Source organism: Azospira sp. MPR-LB4 (assembly GCF_058809525.1).
In genome coordinates, this window is sequence record NZ_CM179521.1 from 2,712,245 (window position 1) to 2,735,219 (window position 22,975).

22 protein-coding genes are annotated in these 22,975 nt (G+C 68.8%); 9 read left to right on the forward strand and 13 right to left on the reverse strand.

What is annotated here, in order from left to right; all coding sequences use genetic code 11:
* Positions 1-88 precede the first annotated feature (88 nt).
* Positions 89-1,009 (forward strand): transcriptional activator NhaR, encoded by a 921-nt coding sequence (gene nhaR / locus AC3QLZ_RS12735; protein WP_014236254.1) that lies wholly within the window; start codon positions 89-91, stop codon positions 1,007-1,009.
* Between the two features lie 79 nt (positions 1,010-1,088).
* On the opposite strand, the gene AC3QLZ_RS12740 is transcribed toward nhaR, so the two are convergent.
* From AC3QLZ_RS12740 to AC3QLZ_RS12760, 5 genes are all read right to left on the reverse strand, one after another.
* Positions 1,089-2,549 (reverse strand): nickel-dependent hydrogenase large subunit, encoded by a 1,461-nt coding sequence (locus tag AC3QLZ_RS12740; protein ID WP_014236255.1) that lies wholly within the window; start codon positions 2,547-2,549, stop codon positions 1,089-1,091.
* Entirely contained in the window at positions 2,546-3,541 is a 996-nt protein-coding gene (locus tag AC3QLZ_RS12745; protein ID WP_014236256.1) for an NADH-quinone oxidoreductase subunit B family protein, read from the reverse strand. The genes AC3QLZ_RS12740 and AC3QLZ_RS12745 overlap by 4 nt, the downstream gene beginning before the upstream one ends.
* 139 nt (positions 3,542-3,680) lie before the next feature.
* Positions 3,681-5,156 (reverse strand): sigma-54-dependent transcriptional regulator, encoded by a 1,476-nt coding sequence (locus tag AC3QLZ_RS12750; protein ID WP_014236257.1) that lies wholly within the window; start codon positions 5,154-5,156, stop codon positions 3,681-3,683.
* Between the two features lie 6 nt (positions 5,157-5,162).
* On the reverse strand, positions 5,163-6,896 hold the full coding sequence (locus AC3QLZ_RS12755; RefSeq protein ID WP_014236258.1) for an enoyl-CoA hydratase-related protein: 1,734 nt from the start codon (positions 6,894-6,896) through the stop codon (positions 5,163-5,165).
* Positions 6,897-6,947: 51 nt separating this feature from the next.
* Positions 6,948-7,853, reverse strand: coding sequence for a ZIP family metal transporter (locus tag AC3QLZ_RS12760; protein ID WP_014236259.1), 906 nt, complete (start codon positions 7,851-7,853; stop codon positions 6,948-6,950).
* Positions 7,854-8,297: 444 nt separating this feature from the next.
* Between AC3QLZ_RS12760 and AC3QLZ_RS12765 the strand changes: the two genes are divergently transcribed.
* Positions 8,298-8,426, forward strand: coding sequence for a hypothetical protein (locus tag AC3QLZ_RS12765; protein ID WP_268907597.1), 129 nt, complete (start codon positions 8,298-8,300; stop codon positions 8,424-8,426).
* 86 nt (positions 8,427-8,512) lie between these two features.
* Here AC3QLZ_RS12765 and hypE read toward each other — a convergent pair whose 3' ends face one another.
* The 8 genes from hypE to AC3QLZ_RS12805 form a co-directional block, all read right to left on the reverse strand.
* Positions 8,513-9,559, reverse strand: a complete 1,047-nt coding sequence (gene hypE, locus AC3QLZ_RS12770; protein WP_014236261.1) for a hydrogenase expression/formation protein HypE — start codon at positions 9,557-9,559, stop codon at positions 8,513-8,515.
* 14 nt (positions 9,560-9,573) lie between these two features.
* Positions 9,574-10,704: a hydrogenase formation protein HypD gene (hypD, locus tag AC3QLZ_RS12775; protein ID WP_492783255.1), complete on the reverse strand. Its 1,131-nt coding sequence runs from the start codon at positions 10,702-10,704 to the stop codon at positions 9,574-9,576.
* 79 nt (positions 10,705-10,783) lie between these two features.
* A complete protein-coding gene (locus AC3QLZ_RS12780) occupies positions 10,784-11,029 on the reverse strand; it encodes a HypC/HybG/HupF family hydrogenase formation chaperone (RefSeq protein ID WP_014236263.1) in 246 nt (81 codons plus the stop codon).
* A 2-nt stretch (positions 11,030-11,031) separates the two neighbouring features.
* A complete protein-coding gene (locus AC3QLZ_RS12785) occupies positions 11,032-11,676 on the reverse strand; it encodes a transglutaminase-like domain-containing protein (protein WP_014236264.1) in 645 nt (214 codons plus the stop codon).
* A 9-nt stretch (positions 11,677-11,685) separates the two neighbouring features.
* Entirely contained in the window at positions 11,686-14,025 is a 2,340-nt protein-coding gene (gene hypF / locus AC3QLZ_RS12790; RefSeq protein ID WP_014236265.1) for a carbamoyltransferase HypF, read from the reverse strand.
* Between the two features lie 39 nt (positions 14,026-14,064).
* The gene (hypB, locus tag AC3QLZ_RS12795; protein ID WP_014236266.1) at positions 14,065-15,261 is read right to left on the reverse strand and encodes a hydrogenase nickel incorporation protein HypB; all 1,197 of its coding nucleotides are present in this window, start codon (positions 15,259-15,261) and stop codon (positions 14,065-14,067) included.
* A gap of 49 nt (positions 15,262-15,310) precedes the next feature.
* Positions 15,311-15,655, reverse strand: coding sequence for a hydrogenase maturation nickel metallochaperone HypA (gene hypA, locus AC3QLZ_RS12800; protein ID WP_014236267.1), 345 nt, complete (start codon positions 15,653-15,655; stop codon positions 15,311-15,313).
* The gene (locus AC3QLZ_RS12805; protein ID WP_014236268.1) at positions 15,648-16,637 is read right to left on the reverse strand and encodes a nickel-dependent hydrogenase large subunit; all 990 of its coding nucleotides are present in this window, start codon (positions 16,635-16,637) and stop codon (positions 15,648-15,650) included. Before AC3QLZ_RS12805 ends, hypA begins: the two co-directional genes overlap by 8 nt.
* 369 nt (positions 16,638-17,006) lie before the next feature.
* Here AC3QLZ_RS12805 and AC3QLZ_RS12810 point away from each other — a divergent pair, with 369 nt between their 5' ends.
* The 7 genes from AC3QLZ_RS12810 to AC3QLZ_RS12840 all read left to right on the forward strand — a co-directional run bounded on the left by AC3QLZ_RS12810 (position 17,007) and on the right by AC3QLZ_RS12840 (position 22,965).
* Positions 17,007-18,017 carry a cytochrome-c peroxidase gene (locus AC3QLZ_RS12810; protein ID WP_014236269.1) on the forward strand — a complete coding sequence of 337 codons (1,011 nt, stop codon included), beginning with the start codon at positions 17,007-17,009 and terminating at the stop codon, positions 18,015-18,017.
* Positions 18,018-18,217: 200 nt separating this feature from the next.
* Positions 18,218-18,835: a cytochrome c biogenesis heme-transporting ATPase CcmA gene (gene ccmA / locus AC3QLZ_RS12815; protein WP_014236270.1), complete on the forward strand. Its 618-nt coding sequence runs from the start codon at positions 18,218-18,220 to the stop codon at positions 18,833-18,835.
* Entirely contained in the window at positions 18,835-19,503 is a 669-nt protein-coding gene (gene ccmB / locus AC3QLZ_RS12820; protein WP_014236271.1) for a heme exporter protein CcmB, read from the forward strand. The genes ccmA and ccmB overlap by 1 nt, the downstream gene beginning before the upstream one ends.
* Positions 19,500-20,252 carry a heme ABC transporter permease CcmC gene (gene ccmC, locus AC3QLZ_RS12825; RefSeq protein ID WP_014236272.1) on the forward strand — a complete coding sequence of 251 codons (753 nt, stop codon included), beginning with the start codon at positions 19,500-19,502 and terminating at the stop codon, positions 20,250-20,252. Before ccmB ends, ccmC begins: the two co-directional genes overlap by 4 nt.
* 1 nt (position 20,253) lies before the next feature.
* Positions 20,254-20,448 (forward strand): heme exporter protein CcmD, encoded by a 195-nt coding sequence (ccmD, locus tag AC3QLZ_RS12830; protein WP_014236273.1) that lies wholly within the window; start codon positions 20,254-20,256, stop codon positions 20,446-20,448.
* Entirely contained in the window at positions 20,445-20,963 is a 519-nt protein-coding gene (ccmE, locus tag AC3QLZ_RS12835) for a cytochrome c maturation protein CcmE (RefSeq protein ID WP_014236274.1), read from the forward strand. The genes ccmD and ccmE overlap by 4 nt, the downstream gene beginning before the upstream one ends.
* A 10-nt stretch (positions 20,964-20,973) precedes the next feature.
* The gene (locus AC3QLZ_RS12840) at positions 20,974-22,965 is read left to right on the forward strand and encodes a heme lyase CcmF/NrfE family subunit (protein ID WP_014236275.1); all 1,992 of its coding nucleotides are present in this window, start codon (positions 20,974-20,976) and stop codon (positions 22,963-22,965) included.
* Positions 22,966-22,975 lie beyond the last annotated feature (10 nt).

A 22,975-nucleotide genomic window follows, 5' to 3' on the forward strand; every position in this document is an offset into this window, starting at 1 on the left:
AGAAAGCGAATCGAGAACGCAGCTTAGGGTCTTTCGTTGTCAGGAAAAAGCAGAGAGAATCGAATCGTTACTTCGTAAAATACTGAACATGAGCGCCCCCAACACCTCCCCGGCCAGCCTCAACCACCGCCATCTCCATTATTTCTGGGTGGTGGCCAAGGAGGGCGGCATCAGTCGCGCCGCCGAGCGCCTGGGGGTGGCGGTGCAGACCATCAGCGCCCAGCTGAAGGAACTGGAACAGTCCCTCGGCACCGCTCTGTTCACCCAGGAAGGGCGGCGCCTGGTGCTGACCGAGGCGGGCCGCACCGCCCTGCATTACGCCGACCAGATTTTTCTCCTCGGCGAGCAGCTGCAGGAGGCCCTGCAGCTCCAGTCCGCCGCCGCCAGCCTGAAGCTGACCGTGGGCATTTCCGACGCCCTGCCCAAGCTCATCGCCTACCGCCTGCTGCAGGCCGCCATCGACCTGCCCCAGCCGGTGCGCCTGGTCTGCCATGAAGGGGAATTCGACGAACTGCTGGCCGACCTGGCCCTGCACAAGCTGGACGTGGTGCTCACCGACCGTCCCGCCGGCAGCCGCCCCAATCTGCGGGTGTACAGCCATCCCCTGGGGGAGTGCCGCATGGGGGTTTTCGCCACGGCGGAGCTGGCGGCGCGCTACGGCCCCGGCTTTCCCGATTCCCTCAACGGCGCCCCCCTCTTGCTGCCGACCCGGGACACGGCCCTGCGCGGCCGCATCGACGCCTGGCTCTCGGCCCGTAACCTGCGGCCCGACGTGGTGGGGGAATTCGAGGACAGCGCCCTGATGATGACCTTCGGCCGCTCCGGCCTGGGCCTCTTCCCGGCCCCGACCCTGCTGGCCGACGCCCTGGAGGAGCAGTTCCGCGCCCGCCCGGTGGGCGGCATGGAGGACGTGCGGGAGCAGTTCTACGCCATTTCCAACGAGCGCAAGATCCGCCACCCGGCGGTGGAGGCCATTCGCCTGGGGGCGGAGAAGCTGCCTTTGGGATAGGGCTGGAAGGCAGGTGGGACGGGGCTGCTAGCCAGCTCATGCCTGAAATGCCCGTCTTTTCTGGATCGCCGGCCGGTGCCTAATGCACCGTGCACACCATGCACGGATCGAAGGAGCGCACCACGTGCTGCACCAGCACCGGCGCCGCTTCATCCTTGGGGATGGGCAGGCCCACCAGGGCCTGTTCCAGGGGGCCGGGGGTGCCGGCGGCATCCCGGGGAGAGAAGTTCCAGGTGGTGGGGGCGATGATCTGGTAGCCGGCGATGGCGCCGTGCTTCACCGTCAGCCAGTGGCCCAGGCTGCCCCGGGCGGCTTCGGTGAGGCCGACGCCGACGGCGGTATCCGGCAGTTCGCCGTGGGCGCAGAAAGGTTCGCCGGGGGCCAGCTGCTGCACCCAGTTTTCCATGGCCGGGATGAGGGCGGCGATTTCCAGCATGCGGGCGACGATGCGGGCGGTGACATTGCCGCCGGCGGATTTTCCTTGCCCGTTACGCACCAGGTCCTGGGCCAGGGGCTGGCCGGCCACCAGCTGCCGTGCCAGGGCGCCCACCTCGGCCACCTGACCGCCGTAGCGGGGGGCCTTGCACCAGGTGTAGGCGTCCTCCTTCTCCAGCAGGGGCCGGGTCTGGCCCTGGGCGGGAGCCTGGGGGGCGTCGCCGGCCAGCCAGGCGTGGCTCAGGTCCTCGACGATGCGGGCGGTGTCCAGCTCGGCGCGGCGGCCCTTGGCGCCGTCCCAGACGCCGGCGGGGAAGAGGCTGCCGACGGAGCCCGGGTAGGCGCCGACGCTCAGGAAGAGATTGCCGGCCCGGCCCACCTGCTGCAGGCCCAGGTCGTCGGCCAGGGCCAGGAAGCGGGGAAAGTCGGCCTGGCGTCCGGCGGCCCAGGCCCGCAGGGCGTCGGCCGAATCCAGGGCGGCCACGGTTTCCAGGGCGTCGCCGAAGAGGGTGCTTTCCAGCCAGGCGCGGAATTCCCGCAGCACGGCGTAGAGGCGGATCTTCTCCGCCGCCAGCACCGCCCGGGTGGTGCCGCCGGGCTGCAGGGCCATGGTGTGGGGCCATTTGCCGGCCAGGTAGCCCTGCAGGCGCATGAAACCGGCCCGGGCGGGCAGCATCTCCGCCGTGGCCCGTCCCGTCTGGGCCTTGAAGCGGCCTTCGGTCTCGGCGAACCAGGGCTTGGCGGCGTAGGAACCCCGGGCGAAGTCCGGCATGAAAAAGAGGTAGAAGTGGGTCAGGTGGTCCGCCAGGTTTTCCCCGGCCTGGATCAGGTTGCGGGCGAGGCGGCCGTTGGGCGGCGGGGTCAGGCCCATGGCCTCGGCCAGGGCGCTGGCGGCAGCGGCCGACTGGGCGACGGAGCAGATGCCGCAGATGCGTGGCACGATGGCCAGGGCATCCAGCGGTGCCTTGCCCAGCAGCATGGGCTCGAAGCCGCGGTAGAGGGGGGCGTTCACCCGGGCCGAGTGCACGGCGCCGTCGCTCACCTCCAGGCTCACTTCCAGGTCGCCTTCGACCCGGTTGAAGGGACCCAACACCAGCTTGCTCATTTCAACCCCGTCTTGCGGATGGCCGGCATCACCACCGGATGGTCGGCGGCGGCGTTTTCCCGCACCCGTTTCGGGGTGGCCGATTTCGACAGGGCGGCGAGGGCGACGAACCAGGCCTTGGGCATGTCCGAGGGCAGGCCGATGGGAATGCCCGCCACCTTGGGCGTTTCCATGAAGGGGTGGCCCGGCTCCTCGAAGCCTGGCTCGGTGCAGGAGATGCAGGGGTAGCCGCCGCGCAGGCAGGAGCCGACGCCGTTCCACACCCGGGTGTTGCAGTCGGCGTGGGCCTGGGTGCCCTTGCAGCCCAGGTTTTCCATGAGGCAGCCCAGCTCCGAGGGCTTGTGGGCGCTGGCCTTGAATTCGTAGAACTCGTTGCGCGGGCAGCCGTGGTGCACCAGCTGGTCCGAATAGAAGCGGGGGCGCTGCAGGGCGTCCAGGTCCCTGGCCTGCAACTGGCCCAGGGCCAGGGCCATCAGGCTGTCCACCACCCAGCCCGGGTGGGTCGGGCAGCCGGCCACGTTCACCACCGGCAGGCCGGCGGCGCTCTGCCACTCGGCGCCGAGGATGCCGCCCTTCTCGTCGCCCTCGAACTGCAGGCCGCAGGCGTCGGTGCTGTTCTCCCCCGCCGCCGGCACGCCGCCGAAGGCGGTACAGGAGCCGATGGCGAAGACGTGGCGGGCCTGGCCGGCCAGACGCTGGACCCAGTCCAGCATGGGAATGCCGGTGCCGGCGAGGATGTGAAAGCGTCCGCTACCGTTGGGCCCCCGCAGCACGGCGCCCTCGACGCAGAGGATGTCCACCGGCACCTTGCCGCTGGCGGCGTCTTCGAGGATGGCCAGGGCCTCGGGGCCGGAGGCTTCGGAGAGGGCCGGGTGGAAGAGCACGCGGATGCCCACGTCCTCCAGCTGCCGCAGCAAATCCCGGGCGTCGGCGCCGAGCAGGGAGAGGGTGCAGCCGCCGCAGCCGCCGGCCTGGAGCCAGAGGAGGTTCACGGGAAAACCTTTGCCACAGAGGGCACAGAGAGCACAGAGGGTGTCCTCTGGAATTTGCCGTTCCTCACGCTTGAAGCAAGCGCCGACCGTTGCACAGCCCGGAAAAACTCTGTGCCCTCTGTGGCAACGATCTTAAGCATCATCCCTTCTCCAGCCCGTAGCGCACCAGCTTGTTGCGCAGGCCGACGCGGGAGAGGCCCAGGTCGGCGGCGGCCTTGGACTTGTTCCAGCGGTGGCGGATCAAGGCCTCCTTCACCACCTTGGCCTCCAGCTGTTCCATGCGCTCCTTGAGGCCGCCGGAGAGGTCGGCGAGAAAGGACAGTTCCGCATCCTCATGGACCCCCACCGGGGCCCGCAACACCCGGGGCGAAAGCAGCTCGGCGCCCAGTTGCTTGCCTTCGCACAGGGCCAGCATGCGCAGGATCTCGTTCTGCAGCTCCCGTACGTTGCCGGGCCAGCGGTAGGCGGCGATGCAGGCCAGGGTCTCGGTGGTGAAGCCCTGCACGGTCTTGCCCAGGGCTTTCTGGGAGGCTTCCAGCAGGCGCTGGGCCAAGAGGGGAATGTCCATGGGCCGTTCCCGTAAAGGCGGCACGTGCAGGGTGACGGTGGCCAGGCGGTAGTAGAGGTCCTCGCGGAAGCGGCCTTCCCGCACCTCGGCCTCCAGGTCCCGGTTGGTGGCGGCGATGACCCGCACATTGACGCTCACCGGCCGGGGGCTGCCCAGGGGGCGGAACTCGCCCTCCTGCAGTACCCGCAAGAGCTTCACCTGGAAGGCCGGGGAGGTCTCGCCGATTTCGTCGAGGAAGATGGTGCCGCCGTCAGCCTGCTGGAAGAGGCCGATGCGGTCCTCGTAGGCGCCGGTGAAGGCGCCCCGCTTGTAGCCGAAGAGTTCCGCCTCCAGCAGCTGGTCCGGCAGGGCGCCGCAGTTTTCCACGACGAAGGCCTGGCGGTCGCGACGGCTCTGGTAGTGGATGGCCCGGGCCAGCATTTCCTTGCCGGTGCCCGATTCGCCCATGAGCAGCACCGAGAGGTCATAGGGGGCGATGCGCTGCACCATGTCGCAGACCGGATTCATGGGGCTGCCGGCGCTGCGGGTGAGGCCGTCCAGGCCCAGCTCCCGCTTCACCCGCTCGTACTTCATCTCCACCTTGCTCGCCAGCACCGGCTCGGCGGCGCGTAGTTCCAGGGAGAGGCGCTGGTTGTCCTGCTGCAGGCGCCACACGTTGGCGGCGCTCTTCAGTGTCAGCAGCAGCTGTTCCGGCTGCCAGGGTTTGAGCAGGTACTGGTAGATGCCCGCCTCGTTGATGCCGGCGATGATGTCGCCGGCCTCGGTGTAGCCGGAGAGGACGATGCGCACCACATCGGGCCAGCGCTGGCGCACCTCGGTGAGGAAGGCGACGCCGGAGGTGCCGGGCATGCGCTGGTCGCACAGCACCACCTGCACGCCCTTGCCGCCGCTGGCGCCCTGCTCCCGCTCCATGATGGCCATGGCTTCGTCGGCGCCGGAGGCGGTGAAGACGGTGAAGTCTTCTTCCAGGGTGCGGCGCAGGGCCTCCTGGGAGCGGACTTCATCGTCCACCACGAGGACGGCGGGCAGGGCGGGGACGTTTTTCATGGCGCTTCAGTTCGTCTCGGGGACGCTCCAGCCCAGGTCCCGGTGCTTCGCCAGATGGCGCGGCGTCCAGGACTGGGGCGACTTGTGCACGAAGTGGTAACGGGCCACATGATAGCTGGGGTCGAAGCCGTAGAAGTTGCGCTGCATGTGGGCCAGCTCCTCGGCGCGCCAGGCAGAGAGGGGCTTCTCGGCCTCGTCGGAGGCCCGCCGGGCGGCCTTCTCGGCCAGGCGCTGGGCCAGGTCCGGCGCTGCGGCCAGCTCGGCGGCGCGGCGGGCCACGTCCACACGGAAGGCCTGCGGCGTGCCGGCCAGGGCAGCGTCGAGGAAGCCCAGGGCCACGCCCTCGTCGGCGGTCATGGGCAGGCGGTGCTGCATGATGGCCCGGGCCCCATCGGCGCCGACCCGGGGCGGCAGCAGGTAGGTCCAGAATTCGGAACCGTAGAGGTTGCCCATGTTCTTGTAGTGGGGGTTGAGGATGACGCCCTGGCGGGCCCACAGCAGATCGGCGGCCCGGGCCAGGAAGCAGCCGCCGGCGCCGGCGTTGCCGCCCAGGGCGGCGATGGTGAGCTTGCCGGTGGCGCGGATGAGGGCCTCGGCCAGGTCGTCCATGGCGTTGATGTTGCGCCAGGATTCGTCGGCCGGGGAATCGGCGGCCTCGATCAGGTTGAGGTGGATGCCGTTGGACCAGAAGTCCCGCCCGCCCATCAGCACCAGCACGGACGTCGGGCGTTCCAGGGCGAAGTGGAGGGCGGCCAGCAGGCGCTGGCAGTGGCCGGTGCCCATGGCGCCGTTGTAGAAGTCGAAATGGAGGAAGCCGACGGCGCCGGCCTCCTCATAGCGGATGTCCTGCCAGGTGGCGTGGTCGGCGGCGAACCAGCCGTCCAGGGGCGCTTCCGGGATCTCGGCCAGCCGCTCGGCGAAGGCCTTGGTGGCCGGCAGCTTGAAGGCGTGGGGGTAGGTGCCGCCCCGCTTCACATGGCCCAGCCACAGGGCGCCGTCCGCCGTGGCCCGGCACAGGGCGGTTTCGCGACGGGCGATGATGGCGCCGGGCGTGCCCCGCAGCTTGGCTTCCGGCCAGGCGTCGTAGAGATGGCAGGGCTCGCCGAAGAGTTCGTCGAGCACGCCGGGAAAGCCGTCGGCCGCGTTGAGCTTGCGCAGCACGGTGGCGGTGTCGTCCCGGGTCCAGTCGATGGCCCGGTCCGTCTGCCTCATCAGGGGGCGCTCCCGGCCTCGGACCGCAGGATTGGCCGGGTCGGGGCGGCGGGGCGTGAAGCCACCGGCCTGGAAACGCGCGATGGCTTCCAGGGAGGCGCGGCAGGCAGCCTCGGTCACTTCCTGGCGGTACACGCTGGCCTTCTTGCCGCCGCCCAGGGGGAATTCGGCGCTGGCCCAGACCGGGCCGGCATCCATCTCCGCCTCGGCCTGCAGCACGGTGACGCCCCAGGTCTCCTCCCCGTTCTGGATGGCCCAGTCCAGGGCCGAGGGGCCCCGGTCGCCGACGATGCCCGGATGCACGATCAGGCACAGGTGCTTGGACCACAGTTCCTCGGCGATGGCCCGCTTCAGGAAGGGGGCCAGGATCAGGTCGGGGCGGAAGAGGGCGACGGCCTCGGCGGTGACCGAATCGGCAATGTCGAACTCCACCGACACCTCATGGCCCCGGGCCGTCAGTTCGGCGTGGAGGCGCTGGGTCAGGCTGTTGAAGGTGTGGGTGAGGAGGAGGATGCGCAGGGAAGCCATAGGGCCGCAATTCTAGCGGCCCCGGGGCTTTTTTGACTTGATGTAACGCAATCAGCCGAGGAAGAGGTCCACCCCCAGCATCAGGGCGATGCCGCCGGCCAGGGCGCCGGAGACCTGGGGCAGGCCGCCCCGGCTCTTCAGTTCCGGCAGCATTTCGTGGAAGACTACGAAACCCATGGCGCCGGCGGCGAAGGCCAGGCCCACCGGGTAGAGGGCCGGGTTGTCGCCCAGGACCGTGGCGGCGATCCAGGCCCCCACGGGCTCGGCCAGGCCGGTGGCGGCGCCCAGCAGCACGGCCCGTTGCAGGTTCATGCCGGCAGCGCCCAGGGCCAGGGCTACCAGCAGGCCCTCGGGCACATCCTGCACGGCGATGGCCAGGGCCACCGGCACTACGGCCCCTGCACCGCCGCTGGCGGCGATGCCCACCGCCATGCCTTCGGGGAAGTTGTGCAGGAACAGGGCCAGGGCCAGCAGCAGGCCCCGGGAGGCATGGGTGGCCGGGCCATGGACACCGCTGACGGCGTGGGCGTGGGGCAGGGCCTTGTCCAGGCCCAGCATCAGGCCGACACCGGCCCCCAGGGCCAGCAGCACGGCCAGGGGCGAGGCATTGCCGAAGACCGGCGCGGCGGCTTCGATGGCGGGAATGAAGAGGGAGACGATGGCGGCGGCCAGCATCACCCCGGCGGCGAAGGCCATCAGCTGGTCTTCCCGGCGGCCGTTGAGCTTGCCGAGGAAAAGCATGGCCACGGCGCCGGCGGCGGTGGCGGCCGCACCGGCCATGCCCCCCAGGAGGGCGCCGGTCATGCCGCTGCTTTCCAGGGCATCGAGCAGGGCGGCGACACCGTGGGCCGCCAGGATCACCGTGCCGGCCACGGCGATGGCCAGGCCGGCGCCGCGGCGCCAGGGATGGCGGCTGTGCAGGACATGATCGTCAAGCTGATGGATGAAAGCGGACATGGTGGACTCCCGGTGTTGTTGCTGCCATTTAAGCAAAGCGGGAAAGATTGATCCAATGAATTGATTGAAAGATCGCGATAGTCATTGGCAATTACGATTTGGTAAATCGTCATCCTCCCCCCTTAGTCCATGAGGATTTTTTCGTCGTTCCCGAAAAAGTAATTTCCAGCATTTTTAGGGGCTTAGCGGCGGAATTCAGGCGATAAGCATGTCGGTATCACCTTCGTATTATTTTTCAATGAGTTAGCTTTGGTTAGCATGGCTCCAGATTCCCGCCGCCCCGGCCGGGAACGAGCGGTTACTGTCAAAAAATTGACCGCCACCTGGGAGGTTCGCTGTATGCAACGCCACAGTCGTTCTGCTTCATCCGGCTCGCCCGCCGCCCCTGCTGCCCCTGCGTCACCGCGTCGCCCCAGGCGCCGTGCCGCGCCGTTTCTCGCCTCCGTGCGTTTTCTCGACGGCAGCCGCAATGTTTACGAGGTTTCCAACGCCAAGGATGTGGCCGACGCCCGTCGCATGATTCTCGAGGAATTGAGCAACGTGGCCGCCGCCATGATCGTCGTGCGGGACTGACCCCTTCCCGCCTGGTAAAGAAAAAGCCGGCCGGGCCCACAAGGCTCGGCCGGCTTTTTTGCGTCCGTCTTACTGTCGTTCCGCCGTCAGCAGATGCGCGGCAGCTGTTCCCCGGTGAGCCAGTCCACGATGCGCTTGCCGCCGAAGCCGGTGGTCATCTGCACGAAGTGGTGGGGGTCCTCATGCACGCTGCCGACGATGGCGGCGCCGGTGCCCTGGGGATGGGCCTGCAGGGCGGCCAGGGCCTTGTCCTTGTCTTCACCGGCGACGATGGCGATGAGGCGGCCCTCGCAGGCGCAGTAGAGGGGATCGAGGCCGAGGAATTCGCAGGCGGCGGCCACCGCCGGCTGCACCGGGATGCGGGCTTCCTGCAGCATCATGCCGACGCCCGACTGGCGGGCGATTTCATTGAGGGTGGTGCCCAGGCCGCCCCGGGTGGGGTCCCGCAGCACCTTGACCTGGACGCCGCTGGCCAGCAGGTCGGCCACCAGGCCGTGCAGGGCGGCGGTGTCGGAAACGATGGGGGATTCGAAGGCCAGGCTTTCCCGCTGGCTCATGATGGCCATGCCGTGGTCGCCGATGGGGCCGGAGACCAGGATGGCGTCGCCCGCCGCTGCCCGGTTGCCGGAAAGCTCGATGCCGGCGGGCAGCCAGCCGACGCCGGTGGTGCTGATGAAAACCCCGTCGCCCTTGCCCTGCTCCACCACCTTGGTGTCGCCGGTGACCACCGGCACGCCGGCCTCCCTGGCCGCCGCCGCCATGGATTCGACGATGCGCTTGAGGTCCGCCAGGGCGAAGCCCTCTTCCAGGATGAAGCTGGCCGAGAGATAGAGGGGCTTGGCGCCCATCACCGCCACGTCGTTGATGGTGCCGTGCACCGAGAGACAGCCGATGTCGCCGCCGGGGAAGAAGAGGGGCGACACCACGTGGGCGTCGGTGGCCATCACCAGCCGGCCCGGGCCGTCCGGCAGGGGCATGACCGAGCCGTCGTTGCCCTGGGCCAGGTAGTCGTTGCCCAGCAGGGGGGCGAACAGTTCGTCGATGAGCTGGGCCATGGCCCGGCCGCCGCTGCCGTGGCTCATGTCCACGCGGCCGTGCTTGAGGTCCAGGGGGCGGATGTAGTTCTGTTTCATGGCGGGACTTTCGCTCAGGCCGGCAGTTCGCGGAAACGGCCGTAGGTGTAATGGGCGGCGCAGGCGCCTTCGGAACTGACCATGCAGGAGCCGACCGGGTTTTCCGGGGTGCATACGGTGCCGAACAGCTTGCAGTCCTGGGGACGTTTGGCGCCGCGCAGGATGGCGCCGCACTCGCAGGCCTTGTGGTCGGGCACGCTGACGTAGTCCTCGCCGAAGCGCTGTTCCGCATCGAACTCGGCAAAGCCGCCGCGGATGCGCAGGGCGGAATAGGGCACGGTGTGCAGGCCGCGCCACTCGAAGGCCCGGCGCAACTCGAAGACCTCGGCCACCAGATTCTGGGCCTTGAGGTTGCCCTCCCGGCTGACGGCCCGGGAAAACTCGTTTTCCACCTCGGCCCGGCCTTCATTGACCTGGCGCACCAGCATGCGGATGGCCTGCATCACGTCCAGAGGCTCGAAGCCGGCGATGACCACGGGCTTGCGGTATTCCTCGGCGAAAAACTCGTAGGGCCGGCTGCCGATGATGGTGGAGACGTGGGCCGGGCCGATGAAGCCGTCCAGGGGCACGGTGCCCAGCTTCCTCACCTCCGGCGATTCCAGGATGTTGCTGATGGCCGAAGGGGTCAGCACGTGGCAGCACAGCACGGAGAAATTCTTCAGGCCCATCACCTTGGCCTGCTTGATGGCCACGGCGGTGGGCGGGGTGGTGGTCTCGAAGCCGATGGCGAAGAACACCACCTGCTTTTCGGGGTTCTCCTGAGCCAGCTTGAGGGCGTCGGCGCTGGAATAGACCATGCGGATGTCCGCCCCCCGGGCCTTGGCCTTGAGCAGGGAGAGCCCGTCGGAGGCCGGCACCCGCAGGCAGTCGCCGTAGGTGCACAGGATCACGTTGTGCTTGAGGGCCAGGCGGATGGCCTGGTCCACCCGGCCGATGGGCAGCACGCAGACCGGGCAGCCGGGGCCGTGGATCATGCGCACATTGGCCGGCAGCAGGTCGGTGACGCCGTAGCGGGAAATGGCGTGGGTATGGCCGCCGCAGAATTCCATGAAGTGATAGCGGCGCTCCGGCCGGGCCTCCTTGGCGATGGCGGCGGCCAGGCCCTGGGCCAGTTCGCCGTCCCGGTATTCGTCGACGTACTTCATGGGTAAAACCTTTTGCCACAGCGGGCACAGAGATCACAGAGAGAGGGGCGCATCGGCCCAATCCGGCGGAGCGTGGGGGTCATGCCTGGGCCATGGCAGCGGCGCGGGCTTCGTCGTCCAGCTCGGCAAAGAGGGCCAGGGTCTTGGCCGCCTCTTCCGGGTCCAGCTTGGTCAGGGCGTAGCCCACGTGGATGATGACGTAGTCGCCCACGGCCACGTCTTCCACCAGGGCCAGGGAGACTTCCTTGCGCACGCCCCCCAGGTCGATGCGGGCCTGGTCGTCGGGCAGGAGTTCAACGATTTTCGCGGGGATGGCGAGACACATGGTCAGCGCTCCTTCAAGGGCAGATTCAGGGGGGCGGGAGGCAGGGCGGTGGCGTCGGGCAGCTGGTCCATGGCTTCCTGGACGCTGGCGCAGCGTTGCAGCAGGTCCTGAATGGCCGCCACCGGCTCCGGGTAGAGGCCGGGGAAATCCAGTTCGCCCGGGTAGTCCAGGGCGAAGGCCAATTGCTCGTTGGGCGGAGTGAAGCGGGCCTCCACACCGGGCTTGTTGCCCCGGGGGTCGAGGCGGTACCAGCCGTGCCCGGGCAGGTACACGGCGTTGAGGCCGTGCAGGCAGTAACGCTCGCCGCCGGGTTCCAGGGTCAGGCGCTGGTAGCAGAGGGCGGCGGGAATGCCGTTGGCCCGCAGCAGGGCCGCCAGCAGGTGGCTCTTGGCGTAGCAGTAGCCGGTGCGTTCGGCCAGCACCTGGGGGGCGGCACAGGTGAGGGGGTTGTGGGCGTCGGCCCGGTAGTCCCAGCTATGGCGGATCTGGTCCCGCACGTACTCGAAGCAGAGGCGGGCGGTATCGGTGGGGCTGCCGTCGCCGGTGGCCTGCAGTTCGGCGGCCAGGCGGCGAATCTCGGGATGGGCGGCAGCGACGATGGGGCTGGCGGCCAGGTAGGGGGCGAACTCGGGCGGATAGGTGGTCACGTCGCGCTCCTAACGGCCCAGGGACTGCCGCGCCACCCAGGCCTGGCCCAGGGCGATGCCGCCGTCGTTGGGCGGGGCCTGGCGGGCTTCCAGCACGGCCAGCCCTCTGGCCTGCAATCCCATGCGCAGGTCCCGGGAAAGCAGGTGGTTGAGCAGGCAGCCGCCGCCCAGGGCGACGGTGGACAGGTTGGCCCGTTCGGCCGCCGCGGCCGCCCAATGCACCAGGCCGGCGGCCAGGGTGGCGTGGAAGCGGGCGGCGCCCAGGTCGGCGTCATCGCATTCGCCCAGCCAGGCGAGCAGGGGCAGCAGGTCGAGATGGCCGTCATTGTTGATGTTCCAGCCATCGGTCAGGGACGCGGCGGGGCCGTGGCGCTCTTCCCAGGCGTGGGCCCGGCCTTCCAATTCCATGGCGGCCTGGGCCTCGAAGCGCTGGCTGGCGCGCAGGCCCAGCAGGCCGGCGGCGGCGTCGAACAGCCGGCCCAGGCTGGAGGTGGGCGGGCAGTTGAGCTGCTTGCGCAGCATCTCGGCGATCATGGCCGCGCCCTGCTGATCCGGGTAGCGATGGGCGACGAAAGCTTCGATGTCGCCGTTGCGGCCCAAGGCGTGGAGGGCGGCGGCGGCCAGGCGCCAGGGCTCCCGGGCGGCCCTGTCGCCGCCGGGCAATTGCAGAGACAAGAGGCCGCCGAGGCGCTGGCAGTCGGCCCCGTCCACCCGCAGCAGTTCGCCGCCCCACAGGCCGCCGTCTTCACCCAGACCGATGCCGTCCAGGGCCAGGCCGATGACCGGCTTGGGGTAGCGGGTTTCCGCCAGCACGGCGGCGATGTGGGCGTGGTGGTGGGCCACGGCGATGGCCGGAATGCCCCGCTCGGCGGCGAAGGCGGCGGCCAGCCGGGTGGAGGGGAAATCCGGGTGCAGATCGTGGGCGATGACCTGGGGTTCCACGTCCAGGATGTGCAGCAGGTGGGCCGCCGTCTCTTCCAGGAAATTCACCGTGGGCACGTTGTCCAGGTCGCCGATGTGCTGGGAGAGATAGGCCTCCCGGCCCTTGACCACGCACAGGGTGTTCTTCAGGTAGGGGCCGAAGGCCAGGACGGCCGGGCCCTCGTCCTTGAGCTTGATGGGGCGCGGCGTCTGGCCCCGGCCCCGGCGCAGGAACTGGACCCCGCCTTCGTCGCAACGGATCACCGAGTCGTCGCTGCGGATGACGATGTCCCGGTCGTGGCAGAGGAAGGCGTCGGCCATGCCGGCCAGGCGTCCCACCGCCTCGGCGTTGTCGGTGACCAGGGGCTCGCCCCCCGGGTTGGCGCTGGTCATTACCAGTACCAGATCCTGGGCTTGGGCCAGCCAGGCCAGGCCCGCCGGTTCGCCGGCGGCGGCATGGAAGAGCAGGTAGTGCAGGGGCGCGTAGGGCAGCATCAGGCCCAGCCATTGCAGGCCGGGGGCGACGCCGGGCAATTGGGTGTCGGTGTTGTCCTGCTTGCGCAGCAGGACGATGCTGCGCTCGGGCAGTTCCAGCAGGCCCGCCTCGTCGCCGCCCAGGGCGCAGAGGGCATTGGCTGAGGCCACGTTGGCGGCCATCACGGCGAAGGGCTTTTCCTCCCGGTGCTTGCGTTTTCTCAGTTCGGCCACGGCGGCCCCATTGCGGGCGTCGCAGGCCAGGTGGAAGCCGCCGTAGCCCTTGAGGGCGACGATCTTGCCTGCCTGCAGCAGGCCCACCGCCTTCCGCACCGGGTCACCGGCAATGGGCTGGCCGGCGGCGTCGAGCAGGCGCAATCGGGGCCCGCAGTCAGGGCAGCAGTTGGCCTCGGCGTGGAAGCGCCGGTTGTGGGGATCGGCGTATTCCGCGGTGCAGGCCGGGCACTGGGGGAAGGGGGCCAGGCTGGTGCGGGCCCGGTCGTAGGGCAGCTCCCGGGTGATGGAATAGCGGGGGCCGCAGTGGGTGCAGTGGGTGAAGGCGTAGCGGTGGCGCCGGTCCTGGGGCGCGAACAGTTCTTCCAGGCAGTCGTGGCAGAGGGCGCTGTCGGGGCCGATGGAGGTGCTGGCGTGGCCGCCCCGGCTCTCGACGATGAGAAAGCCGGGCAGGCTGCGCTCGGGCTCGGCCTCCCGCACTTCCACCGCTTCCACCCGGGCCAGTTCCGGCGCCTCGGCCCGCAGCCGGGCGATGAAGCGCTCCACCAGCGGGGCCGGGCCCCGGGCTTCGATATCCACCCCTTCGGCGTCGTTGCGCACCCAGCCGCCAAGGCCCAGCTCAAAGGCCAGGCGATAGACGAAGGGACGATAGCCGACGCCCTGCACCAGGCCGCGGACGCGGACCCGGCGGCAGAGCAGGGGAAGGGTGAGGTCGTTCATGGCAGTGGTGCAACCGGGGCGGCAGAGCCGCCCAGGGGATCAGCGGCGGGCCAGCAGGCCTTCCAGTTCGGCGATGCGGGCTTTCAGGGCGGCGACGTTTTCCTGGCGGGCCGCCTTGGCAGCGGCCAGGCCCTTTTCCACCCAGGCCAGCCACTCGGCGAAGCCTTCGCCGCTGGTGGTGGAAACCCGGATCACTTCCAGGGCCGGATTGACCCGGCGCGCGTATTCCACCGCCTTATCCGCATCGAAAGTCAGGTGGGGCAGCAGGTCCACCTTGGAGAGCAGCATCAGGCGGGCGGCGCGGAACATGTCCGGGTACTTCAGGGGCTTGTCCTCGCCTTCGGTGACGGAGAGGATCACCACCTTGCCGGCCTCGCCCAGGTCAAAGGCGGCGGGGCACACCAGATTCCCGACGTTCTCGATCAGCAGCAGGGAGTCGTCCTGCACCTCCAGCTTTTCCAGGGCGTGGCCCACCATGTGGGCGTCCAGGTGGCAGCCCTTGCCGGTGTTGATCTGCAGGGCGGGGGCGCCGGTGGCGCGGATGCGCTCGGCGTCGAAGCTGGTTTGCTGGTCGCCCTCGATCACGGCCACCCGATACTTGGCCTTCAGTTCCTCGATGCTGCGGCAGAGCAGGGTGGTCTTGCCGGAGCCGGGGCTGGAAACGAGATTGAGGGCGAACACGCCCTTCTCGGCCAGGGCCTGGCGGTTCTTGGCGGCGTAGGCGTCGTTCTTGGAGAGGATGTCCCGCTCGATCTGCACCATGCGCTTCTGGCTCATGCCCGGGGCGTGGGCGCCGGCGGGACCGCTGCCGTAGTCGATGCTGCCATCGCCGTGATGGTGGTGATGGCCGTGCCCGTGGTCGCCTTGGTCCCCCTCGGCGTGGGCGTGGTGGTGCTCGCCCTCGTGGGTATGGGGATGGCTGTGGCTGGTGCCGTCGGCGTGGGTATGCACGTGGCCGTGGGCCGGGGCGGCTGGCTGGGGCGTGACGCCCTGGTGATCGTGATGATGTTCGCCGTCGTGATGGTGCGGGTGGCTGTGACGGGTGCCGTCGGCGTGCACATGTTCGTGCTGGTGCTCGTCGTGGGCATGGCTGTGGCCGTGACCGTGCTCGTGGCCATGGCTGTGGGCGGTGCCGTCCTCATGCACATGCCAGTGTTCGTGTCCATGCTCGTGATCGTGGAGGGCGTCGCCCTCGATGCGGGTTTCGCCGGCGCCGCAGCCGCAGGTGGTACACATTTGCTCGATGCTCCTTCGATTTCCTGAATTCTGTGGTGAGGGCTGGCCCTCAATCGACTTCCAGTTCCCGCACCCGCATTTCCGTGCCGGCCGTGGGCTGTACCGGGTAGCCGCCGCATTCCGGGCAGGGGTCGTACACCTGGGCCAGGGGCACGGTCTTCTGGCAGGAGAGGCACAGCCCCTCGCCGGGGACGCTGACAATTTCCAGCTTGGCGCCGTCGGCCACCGTGCCCTTGCTCACCGCCTCGAAACAGAAGGCCATGGCCTCCGGTTCCACCGAGGAGAGCTGGCCGATTTCGAGGAAGACGGTCTTTACCCGGGCAAAGCCCTGGGGGCCTTGGGCGGCGTCTTCGACGATTTGCAGCACGCCCTCTGCCAGGGACATCTCATGCATGGTGATGCGTATCCAGGGTGATGCCCACGGCGACGCAGGGGTCCAGGGACAGGGCGATGCAGCGGGCCATGTGCCGGGCGGCTTCCGGGGTCGGGGCGGGCAGGCCGGTGGTGTCTTGGACGAAGGCGCCGGCCGGGTGAAAGTTCCATTCCGTGGGGGCAACAATAACATAGCGCTGCACCGTGCCGGCAGCCAGCGCCACCAGATGCAGCAAGGGCCCCCGGGCCGTTTCCACCCGCGCCAGGCCGATGCCGGGGGCCGGGCTGCAGGCGTCCACCCAGGCCGGGTCCCAGTGGCCGTCGAGCAGGGCTTCCAGCTCCAGGCAGCGGGCCTGGAGGCGGGCGGCGGCACGGCGACCGGCCTGCCACAGGGCGGTCACCTCGGGCTGACGGCGGCAGCGGGCGGCGGCGCCGGTTTCCCGGGGCCGGCCGGCCAGGGTCGGGGCCAGGGCATGGGCGGCGAGGCAGTCCCAGTCCCGCTCTCCGGGGAGGGATTGCCACCAGGCGGATGCATCCAGGTGTTCCAGCAGGTCCGTGCCGGGAGCCGCGCACAGCGGCAGTTCCAGGGCATGGGCGGCGAAGCTGCGCCATTGGGGCCGATCGGCGGCGGGCAGGCCCTTGCGCCAGGCCACCAGAGCCTCCTTGCGCGGCGGCAGGCCCAGCAGGGGCGGCCAGTCCAGGCCCAGGCGCCACAGGTGTTCGCCGATCATCTCCCGGCTCAGGCGCTGCCGTTCGGCCCCATCCGGCTCGGCCATCGGGGTGCCGGCGGCAGCGGCCAGGGCCCGGCGGGCGGCGCTGCCCTGGGCGGCGGCACAGAGGGTGAACAGGCGCGGCGCCAGTTCGCCGGCCTCGGCGGCGGGACGGCCCTGCAGCAGGCGGGCGGCCAGGGGGCGGGGGCTGGCGACGCGGGCCGCGGCAATGCCCTGGCCGTCCCATTCCAGGGCCAGTTGCAGCGCGCCGTCGTTTCCCTCGTGCTGGCCCATGCCGGCCTGCCTCCCGCAAAAAAGCCGCTACCCTAGGGGATCGGGGCCGCCGTCGCCTTGATTACCGTCAAGGGGGCGGGAGATAGGGGCGGGCGAGGGCCGTACGGTCCGTCCGGTGTGGCGATGAGGGCCTGCTTCCCGGGGGGACGGCGGCGGGGCCGCCGATTGCTCCGGAATCCCCGGCCAATACAGGCGTTGAAGGCCGGCGGCGGATGTTGTCCGGGGACTGCCGCCGTAAGGGTGTATAGGCGAAAGCTATAGGATGTATAGCCAAAAACCATTGAAAAACATTGACTTACGTCAACAAGACCCTACTCGTGGGATGGACAATGGCGGCACAATATTTCCATAACCCGAAGGGAGTGACACATGTTCCAACTCAAGATCACGCCGACCGCCATCGTCCTGGCGGCCACCCTGGGCCTTGCCGGCCTGGCGCAAGCCGCCGGCAACGAGCCCATCCAGCCGATCAAGCCCGCCAAGGTGGCCAACCCCGCCCTGGTGGAACTGGGCAAGAAGCTGTATTTCGACCCCCGGCTGTCCATGTCCGGCTTCATTTCCTGCAATTCCTGCCACAACCTGTCCATGGGCGGCACGGACAACATCAAGACCTCCATCGGCCACAACTGGAACGAAGGTCCCATCAACGCGCCCACCGTGCTTAATTCCAGCCTCAACGTGGCCCAGTTCTGGGACGGCCGTGCGGCCGACCTCAAGGCCCAGGCCGGCGGCCCCATCGCCAACCCGGGTGAAATGGCCTCCAACCACACCCTGGCGGTGGACGTGGTGAAGTCCATTCCCGGCTACGTGGCCGAGTTCAAGAAGGCCTTCGGCTCCGACAAGGTGGATATCGACGGCATCACCAAGGCCATCGCTGCCTTCGAGGAAACCCTGGTGACCCCCAATTCCCGCTTCGACAAGTGGCTGAAGGGCGACCAGAAGGCCCTGAGCAAGAACGAACTGGAAGGCTACAAGCTGTTCAAGGACAGCGGCTGCGTCGCCTGCCACAACGGCCCGGCCGTGGGCGGCAACTCCTTCCAGAAGATGGGCGTGGTGGAACCGTACAAGGCTTCCAGCGCCGCCGAAGGCCGGGTCGCCGTGACCGGCAAAGATGCGGACCGCTTCAACTTCAAGGTGCCGACCCTGCGCAACGTGGAAATGACCTACCCCTACTTCCACGACGGCGCCGCCAACACCCTGAAGGAAGCGGTGGACACCATGGGCCGCATCCAGCTGGGCAAGAAGTTCACGGACGAGGAAAACGCCAAGATCGTGGCCTTCCTGAAGACCCTGACCGGCGACCAGCCCAGCTTCAAGCTGCCGATCCTGCCGCCGTCTGCCGACGCCACCCCGCGTCCCCAGCCGTTCGGCAAGAAGTAAGCAGCGCCTCTCGACTTGGAACGGGGGCCGTGGCCCCCGTTTTTTTCTGCACCTAAATGCTTCCGGCTATTGGGAACAGGTGCCGGATAGCCCATAATCCGGGCTGCCGTGAATAATTTGCACCGGTTTTGTTTCCCATCAAAGAGCCGCTACACTCTCGCCTCCATAATCCCGCCCAGATTGCCTGGACGCCCTCATCAATGCTGGAAGCCTCCCAACTGGAATGCGTACGCGGTGACCGTCGCCTGTTCGCCGGGGTGAGCTTTCGCCTGGAAGGCGGCGAGCTGCTCAACCTGCAGGGCAAGAACGGCGCCGGCAAGACCAGCCTGCTGCGCATGCTGGTGGGCCTAGCCCAGCCCGTGGCGGGCGAGATCACCTGGCGCGGCGAACCGATTCGCAAGCTGGCCGAGGATTACCGGGCCGAGCTGTGCTACATGGGCCACCACAACGCCATCAAGGAAGAACTGACGCCCCTGGAGAACCTGCTGGCCTCGGCCCGTCTGTCCGGCGAGCCCCTCTCCGAGGAGCAGGCCCTGGAGGCCCTTTACGCCGTCGGCCTGGCCGGGCGGGAAGACCTGCAGGCCAAATACCTGTCCCAGGGCCAGAAGCGCCGCGTCGCCCTGGCCCGCCTGATCCACGAGCGCCGCGCCCTGTGGGTGCTGGACGAGCCCTTCGTGGCCCTCGACGTGGCCGCCGTGGACATGGTGGCCGGCCTCATCGGCGCCCACCTGCAGCGGGGCGGCTTGGCGGTGATGACGACGCACCAGGCGGTGACCATTCCCGCCGGCGCCGTCCGCGAATACCGGCTGGGGGCCTGATGCTCGACCTGCTCTTCGCCGTCATCGCCCGGGACCTGAAGCTGGCCCTGCGCCGCCAGGCCGATCTGGTTTCCGCCCTGTTTTTCTTCATCATCGTCGTCAGCCTCTTTCCCCTGGGGGTCGGCCCCGAGATGGACATGCTGCGCAAGATGGCCCCCGGCGTGCTGTGGGTGGCGGCCCTGCTGGCCACCATGCTGACCCTGCCGCGCCTCTTCGGCGACGACTACCGGGACGGCACCCTGGAACAGCTGGTGCTGGCGCCCCAGCCCCTGCCGGTCACCGTGCTCGGCAAGATGGCCGCCCACTGGCTCACCTCCGGGCTGCCCCTGACTTTGCTGGCGCCGGTTCTCGGCCTACAGTTCGACCTGTCCGCCGACGGCCTCCTGGTGCTGACCCTGGCCCTGCTGGTGGGCACCCCCTCCCTCTCGGCCATCGGCGCCATCGGCGCCGCCCTGACCCTGGGCCTGCGGGGCGGCGGCGTGCTGGTTTCCCTGCTGGTGCTGCCCCTGTATATTCCGGTGCTGATTTTCGGTGCCGGCGCCGTCGATGCGGCCGTTTCCGGCCTGGGCTTCGAAGCCCATCTGTCCCTGCTCGGCGCCTTGCTGGCCGGCAGCCTGTTTTTCGCGCCGTGGGCGACCGCGGCGGCCTTGAAGATATCTCTCGAATGAACAATCGACTGATCAACTGGTTCAAGTTCGCCTCCCCGGCGACCTTCTACCCCCTGGCGGGCAAGATGATCCCCTGGTTCGTCGCCCTCTCCGTCGTCTTCGGCGTGGCCGGCCTCTACCTGGGCATGTTCGTGGCCCCCACGGACTTCCAGCAGGGCGAGGGCTACCGCATCATCTTCATCCACGTGCCCGCCTCCTGGATGAGCATGTTCATCTACCTGGTGATGGCCTTCTGGGCCGCCCTGGGCCTGGCCTTCAACACCCGCCTGTCGGGCATGATGGCCACCGCCCTGGCTCCCACCGGGGCGCTGATGGCCTTCCTCTCCCTGTGGACCGGCGCCCTCTGGGGCAAGCCCATGTGGGGCACCTGGTGGGTGTGGGATGCGCGGCTGACCTCCGAGCTGATCCTGCTCTTCCTCTACATCGGCTTCATCGCCCTGCAGTCCGCCATCGACGACCCGCGCCGGGCCGACAAGGCCGGCGCCGTGCTGGCCCTGGTGGGCGTGGTGAACATTCCCATCATCTATTTCTCCGTGAAGTGGTGGAATACCCTGCACCAGGGCGCTTCCGTCTCCCTCACCAAGTCCCCCTCCATGGCCGCCACCATGCTCTGGGCCATGCTGCTGGTGGCCCTGTGCTTCTGGATGTATTCCATCGCCGTGGCCCTGGGGCGGGCCCGCAACATCATGCTGGAGCGGGAGCGGCACACCGAATGGGTGCGCCAGCTGCTGGCCGGCAAGGAGTCCTGAGATGCACTGGAACAGCGCCTCCGAGTTTTTCGCCATGGGCGGTTACGCCTTTTACGTCTGGGGTTCCTTCGGCGTCACCGCCCTCATCATGGCGGTGGAACCGATCATCGTCGCCCGGCGTCGTAAGAACCTGTTGTCCCGCCTGAAGCGGCAGATCACTGCCGAGAATCTGGCCCAAAGGAGTGAAGAAAGTTGAAAGCCCGTCACAAGCGCATCGCCCTCATCGTCGCCGGTCTGGCGGTTCTTGGCATCGGCACGGCCCTGGTGCTGAACGCCTTCAACAGCAACCTGGTGTTCTTCTTCTCCCCCACCCAGGTCCTGGCCGGTGAGGCGCCCAAGGGCAAGACCTTCCGCATCGGTGGCCTGGTCAAGGAAGGCAGCGTCGAGCGCCTGGCCGACGGCGTCAGCGTCCGCTTTGCCGTGACCGACACCGACCAGACCCTGCCGGTGCAGTACAAGGGCATCCTGCCGGACCTGTTCAAGGAAGGTAAGGGCGTCGTGGCCCAGGGCAAGCTGGATGATGCCGGCCTCTTCGTCGCCACCGAGGTGCTGGCCAAGCACGACGAGAACTACATGCCGCCGGAAGCCCAGAAGGCCGTTGCCGATGCCCATGCCAAGGCCGGCGAGAACAAGGCCGCGGCGGAAGCCGGCGAGAAGAAGGCGGCCGTTGAGGCAGCCGAAAAGGCTGCGGCCAAAACCCTGAAGTATTGAGAGCGACCCCATGATCCCCGAACTCGGGCACTTCGCCCTCATCCTGGCCTTCTGCGTCGCCCTGGTGCAGGGCGTGCTGCCCCTGGTGGGCGCCCATCAGGGCCGTACCCCCTGGGTCCTCGTCGCCCGCCCGGCGGCCATGGCCCAGGCCCTGCTGGTGGCCTTCGCCTTCGGCTGCCTGACCTGGGCCTTCGTGCAGAGCGACTTCTCCGTCGTCTATGTGGCCCAGCATTCCAACACCCTGCTGCCCACCCTGTACAAGTTCTCCGCCGTATGGGGCGGCCACGAAGGCTCCCTGCTGCTGTGGGCCCTGATGCTGTCCCTGTGGACCTTCGCCGTGGCGGCCCTGTCGCGCCAGCTGCCGGAGCCCATGGTGGCCCGGGTGCTGGGCGTCCTAGGTCTGGTGGCAGCCGGCTTCCTGCTCTTCATCCTGGTCACCTCCAACCCCTTCGAGCGCCTGCTGCCGGCAGCCCAGGAAGGCCGCGACCTGAATCCCCTGCTGCAGGACCCGGGCCTGGTCTTCCACCCGCCCATGCTCTACATGGGCTACGTCGGCTTCTCCGTGGCCTACGCCTTCGCCGTCGCCGCCCTCCTTTCCGGCCAGCTGGACGCCGCCTGGGCACGCTGGTCCCGGCCGTGGACCACCTCCGCCTGGATCTTCCTCACCCTGGGCATCGCCCTCGGCTCCTGGTGGGCCTATTACGAGCTGGGCTGGGGCGGCTGGTGGTTCTGGGACCCGGTGGAAAACGCCTCCTTCATGCCCTGGCTGGTGGGTACCGCCCTGATCCACTCCCTGGCGGTGACCGAAAAGCGCGGCAGCTTCAAGAACTGGACGGTGATGCTGGCCATCGGCGCCTTCTCCCTGTCCCTGCTCGGCACCTTCCTGGTCCGTTCCGGCGTGCTGACCTCGGTGCACGCCTTCGCCACCGACCCGACCCGGGGCATCTTCATCCTCGCCTTCCTGGTGGTGGTGATCGGCTCCAGCCTGGTGCTGTTCGCCTGGCGCGCTCCCAAGGTGGGCCTGGGCGGGCGCTTCAGCCTGGTGTCCCGGGAATCCTTCCTGCTCACCAACAATGTCCTGCTGGTGGTGGGCTGCGGCACCGTCTTCCTCGGCACCCTGTACCCGCTGCTGATCGACGCCCTCAACGCCGGCAAGATTTCAGTCGGCCCGCCCTACTTCAACACCGTCTTCGCGCCCCTGATGGTGCCGGTGCTGTTCCTCATGGGCGTGGCCCCCTTCGCCCGCTGGAAGGAAGCTAGCCTGGCCGAGATCGCCCGCCTGCTGCGCTGGGCCTTCGCCGCCGCCGTGCTGGTGGGCGTGGCCGTGCCCTTCATCTACGGCACCTGGCATACCGCCGTGGCCGTCGGCATCCTGGTGGCCGCCTGGATCACCCTCACCGCGGTGCTCAACTTTCTGCAGCGGGTGCGCGCCACCCGGGGCGACCTCTCCTTCGCTGCCGCCGTGTTCAAGCAGCCTCGCAGCTTCTGGGGCATGCACCTGGCCCACATCGGCGTCGCCGTGTTCGTCGTCGGCGTCACCCTGGTGAAGAACTACGAGGTGGAGAAGGACGTGAAGATGGAGCCGGGCGACAGCGTCCATCTGGTGGGCTACGAATTCCGCTTCATCGGCGTGCATCAGGTGGAAGGTCCCAACTACCTGGCCCTGCGCGGCGAGGTGGAGCTGCTCAAGGACGGCAAGCTGGACAAGGTGCTGCATCCGGAAAAGCGCAACTACGCCTCCTCCGCCATGCCCATGACCGAGGCCGCCATCGATGCCGGCCTGACCCGGGACGTGTACGTCTCCCTGGGTGAGCCCATCAACAAGAGCCAGCCGGAAGGCGCCTGGGCCGTGCGGGTCTACTACAAGCCCTTCGTGGACTGGATCTGGGGCGGCTGCCTGCTGATGTCCCTGGGCGGCCTCATCGCCATCGCCGACCGCCGCTACCGGGTCAAGGCCCGGGCGGCCACGCCAACCGCCGCCGCCTCTTCCTCCGCGGCCTGAACGAGCCTGA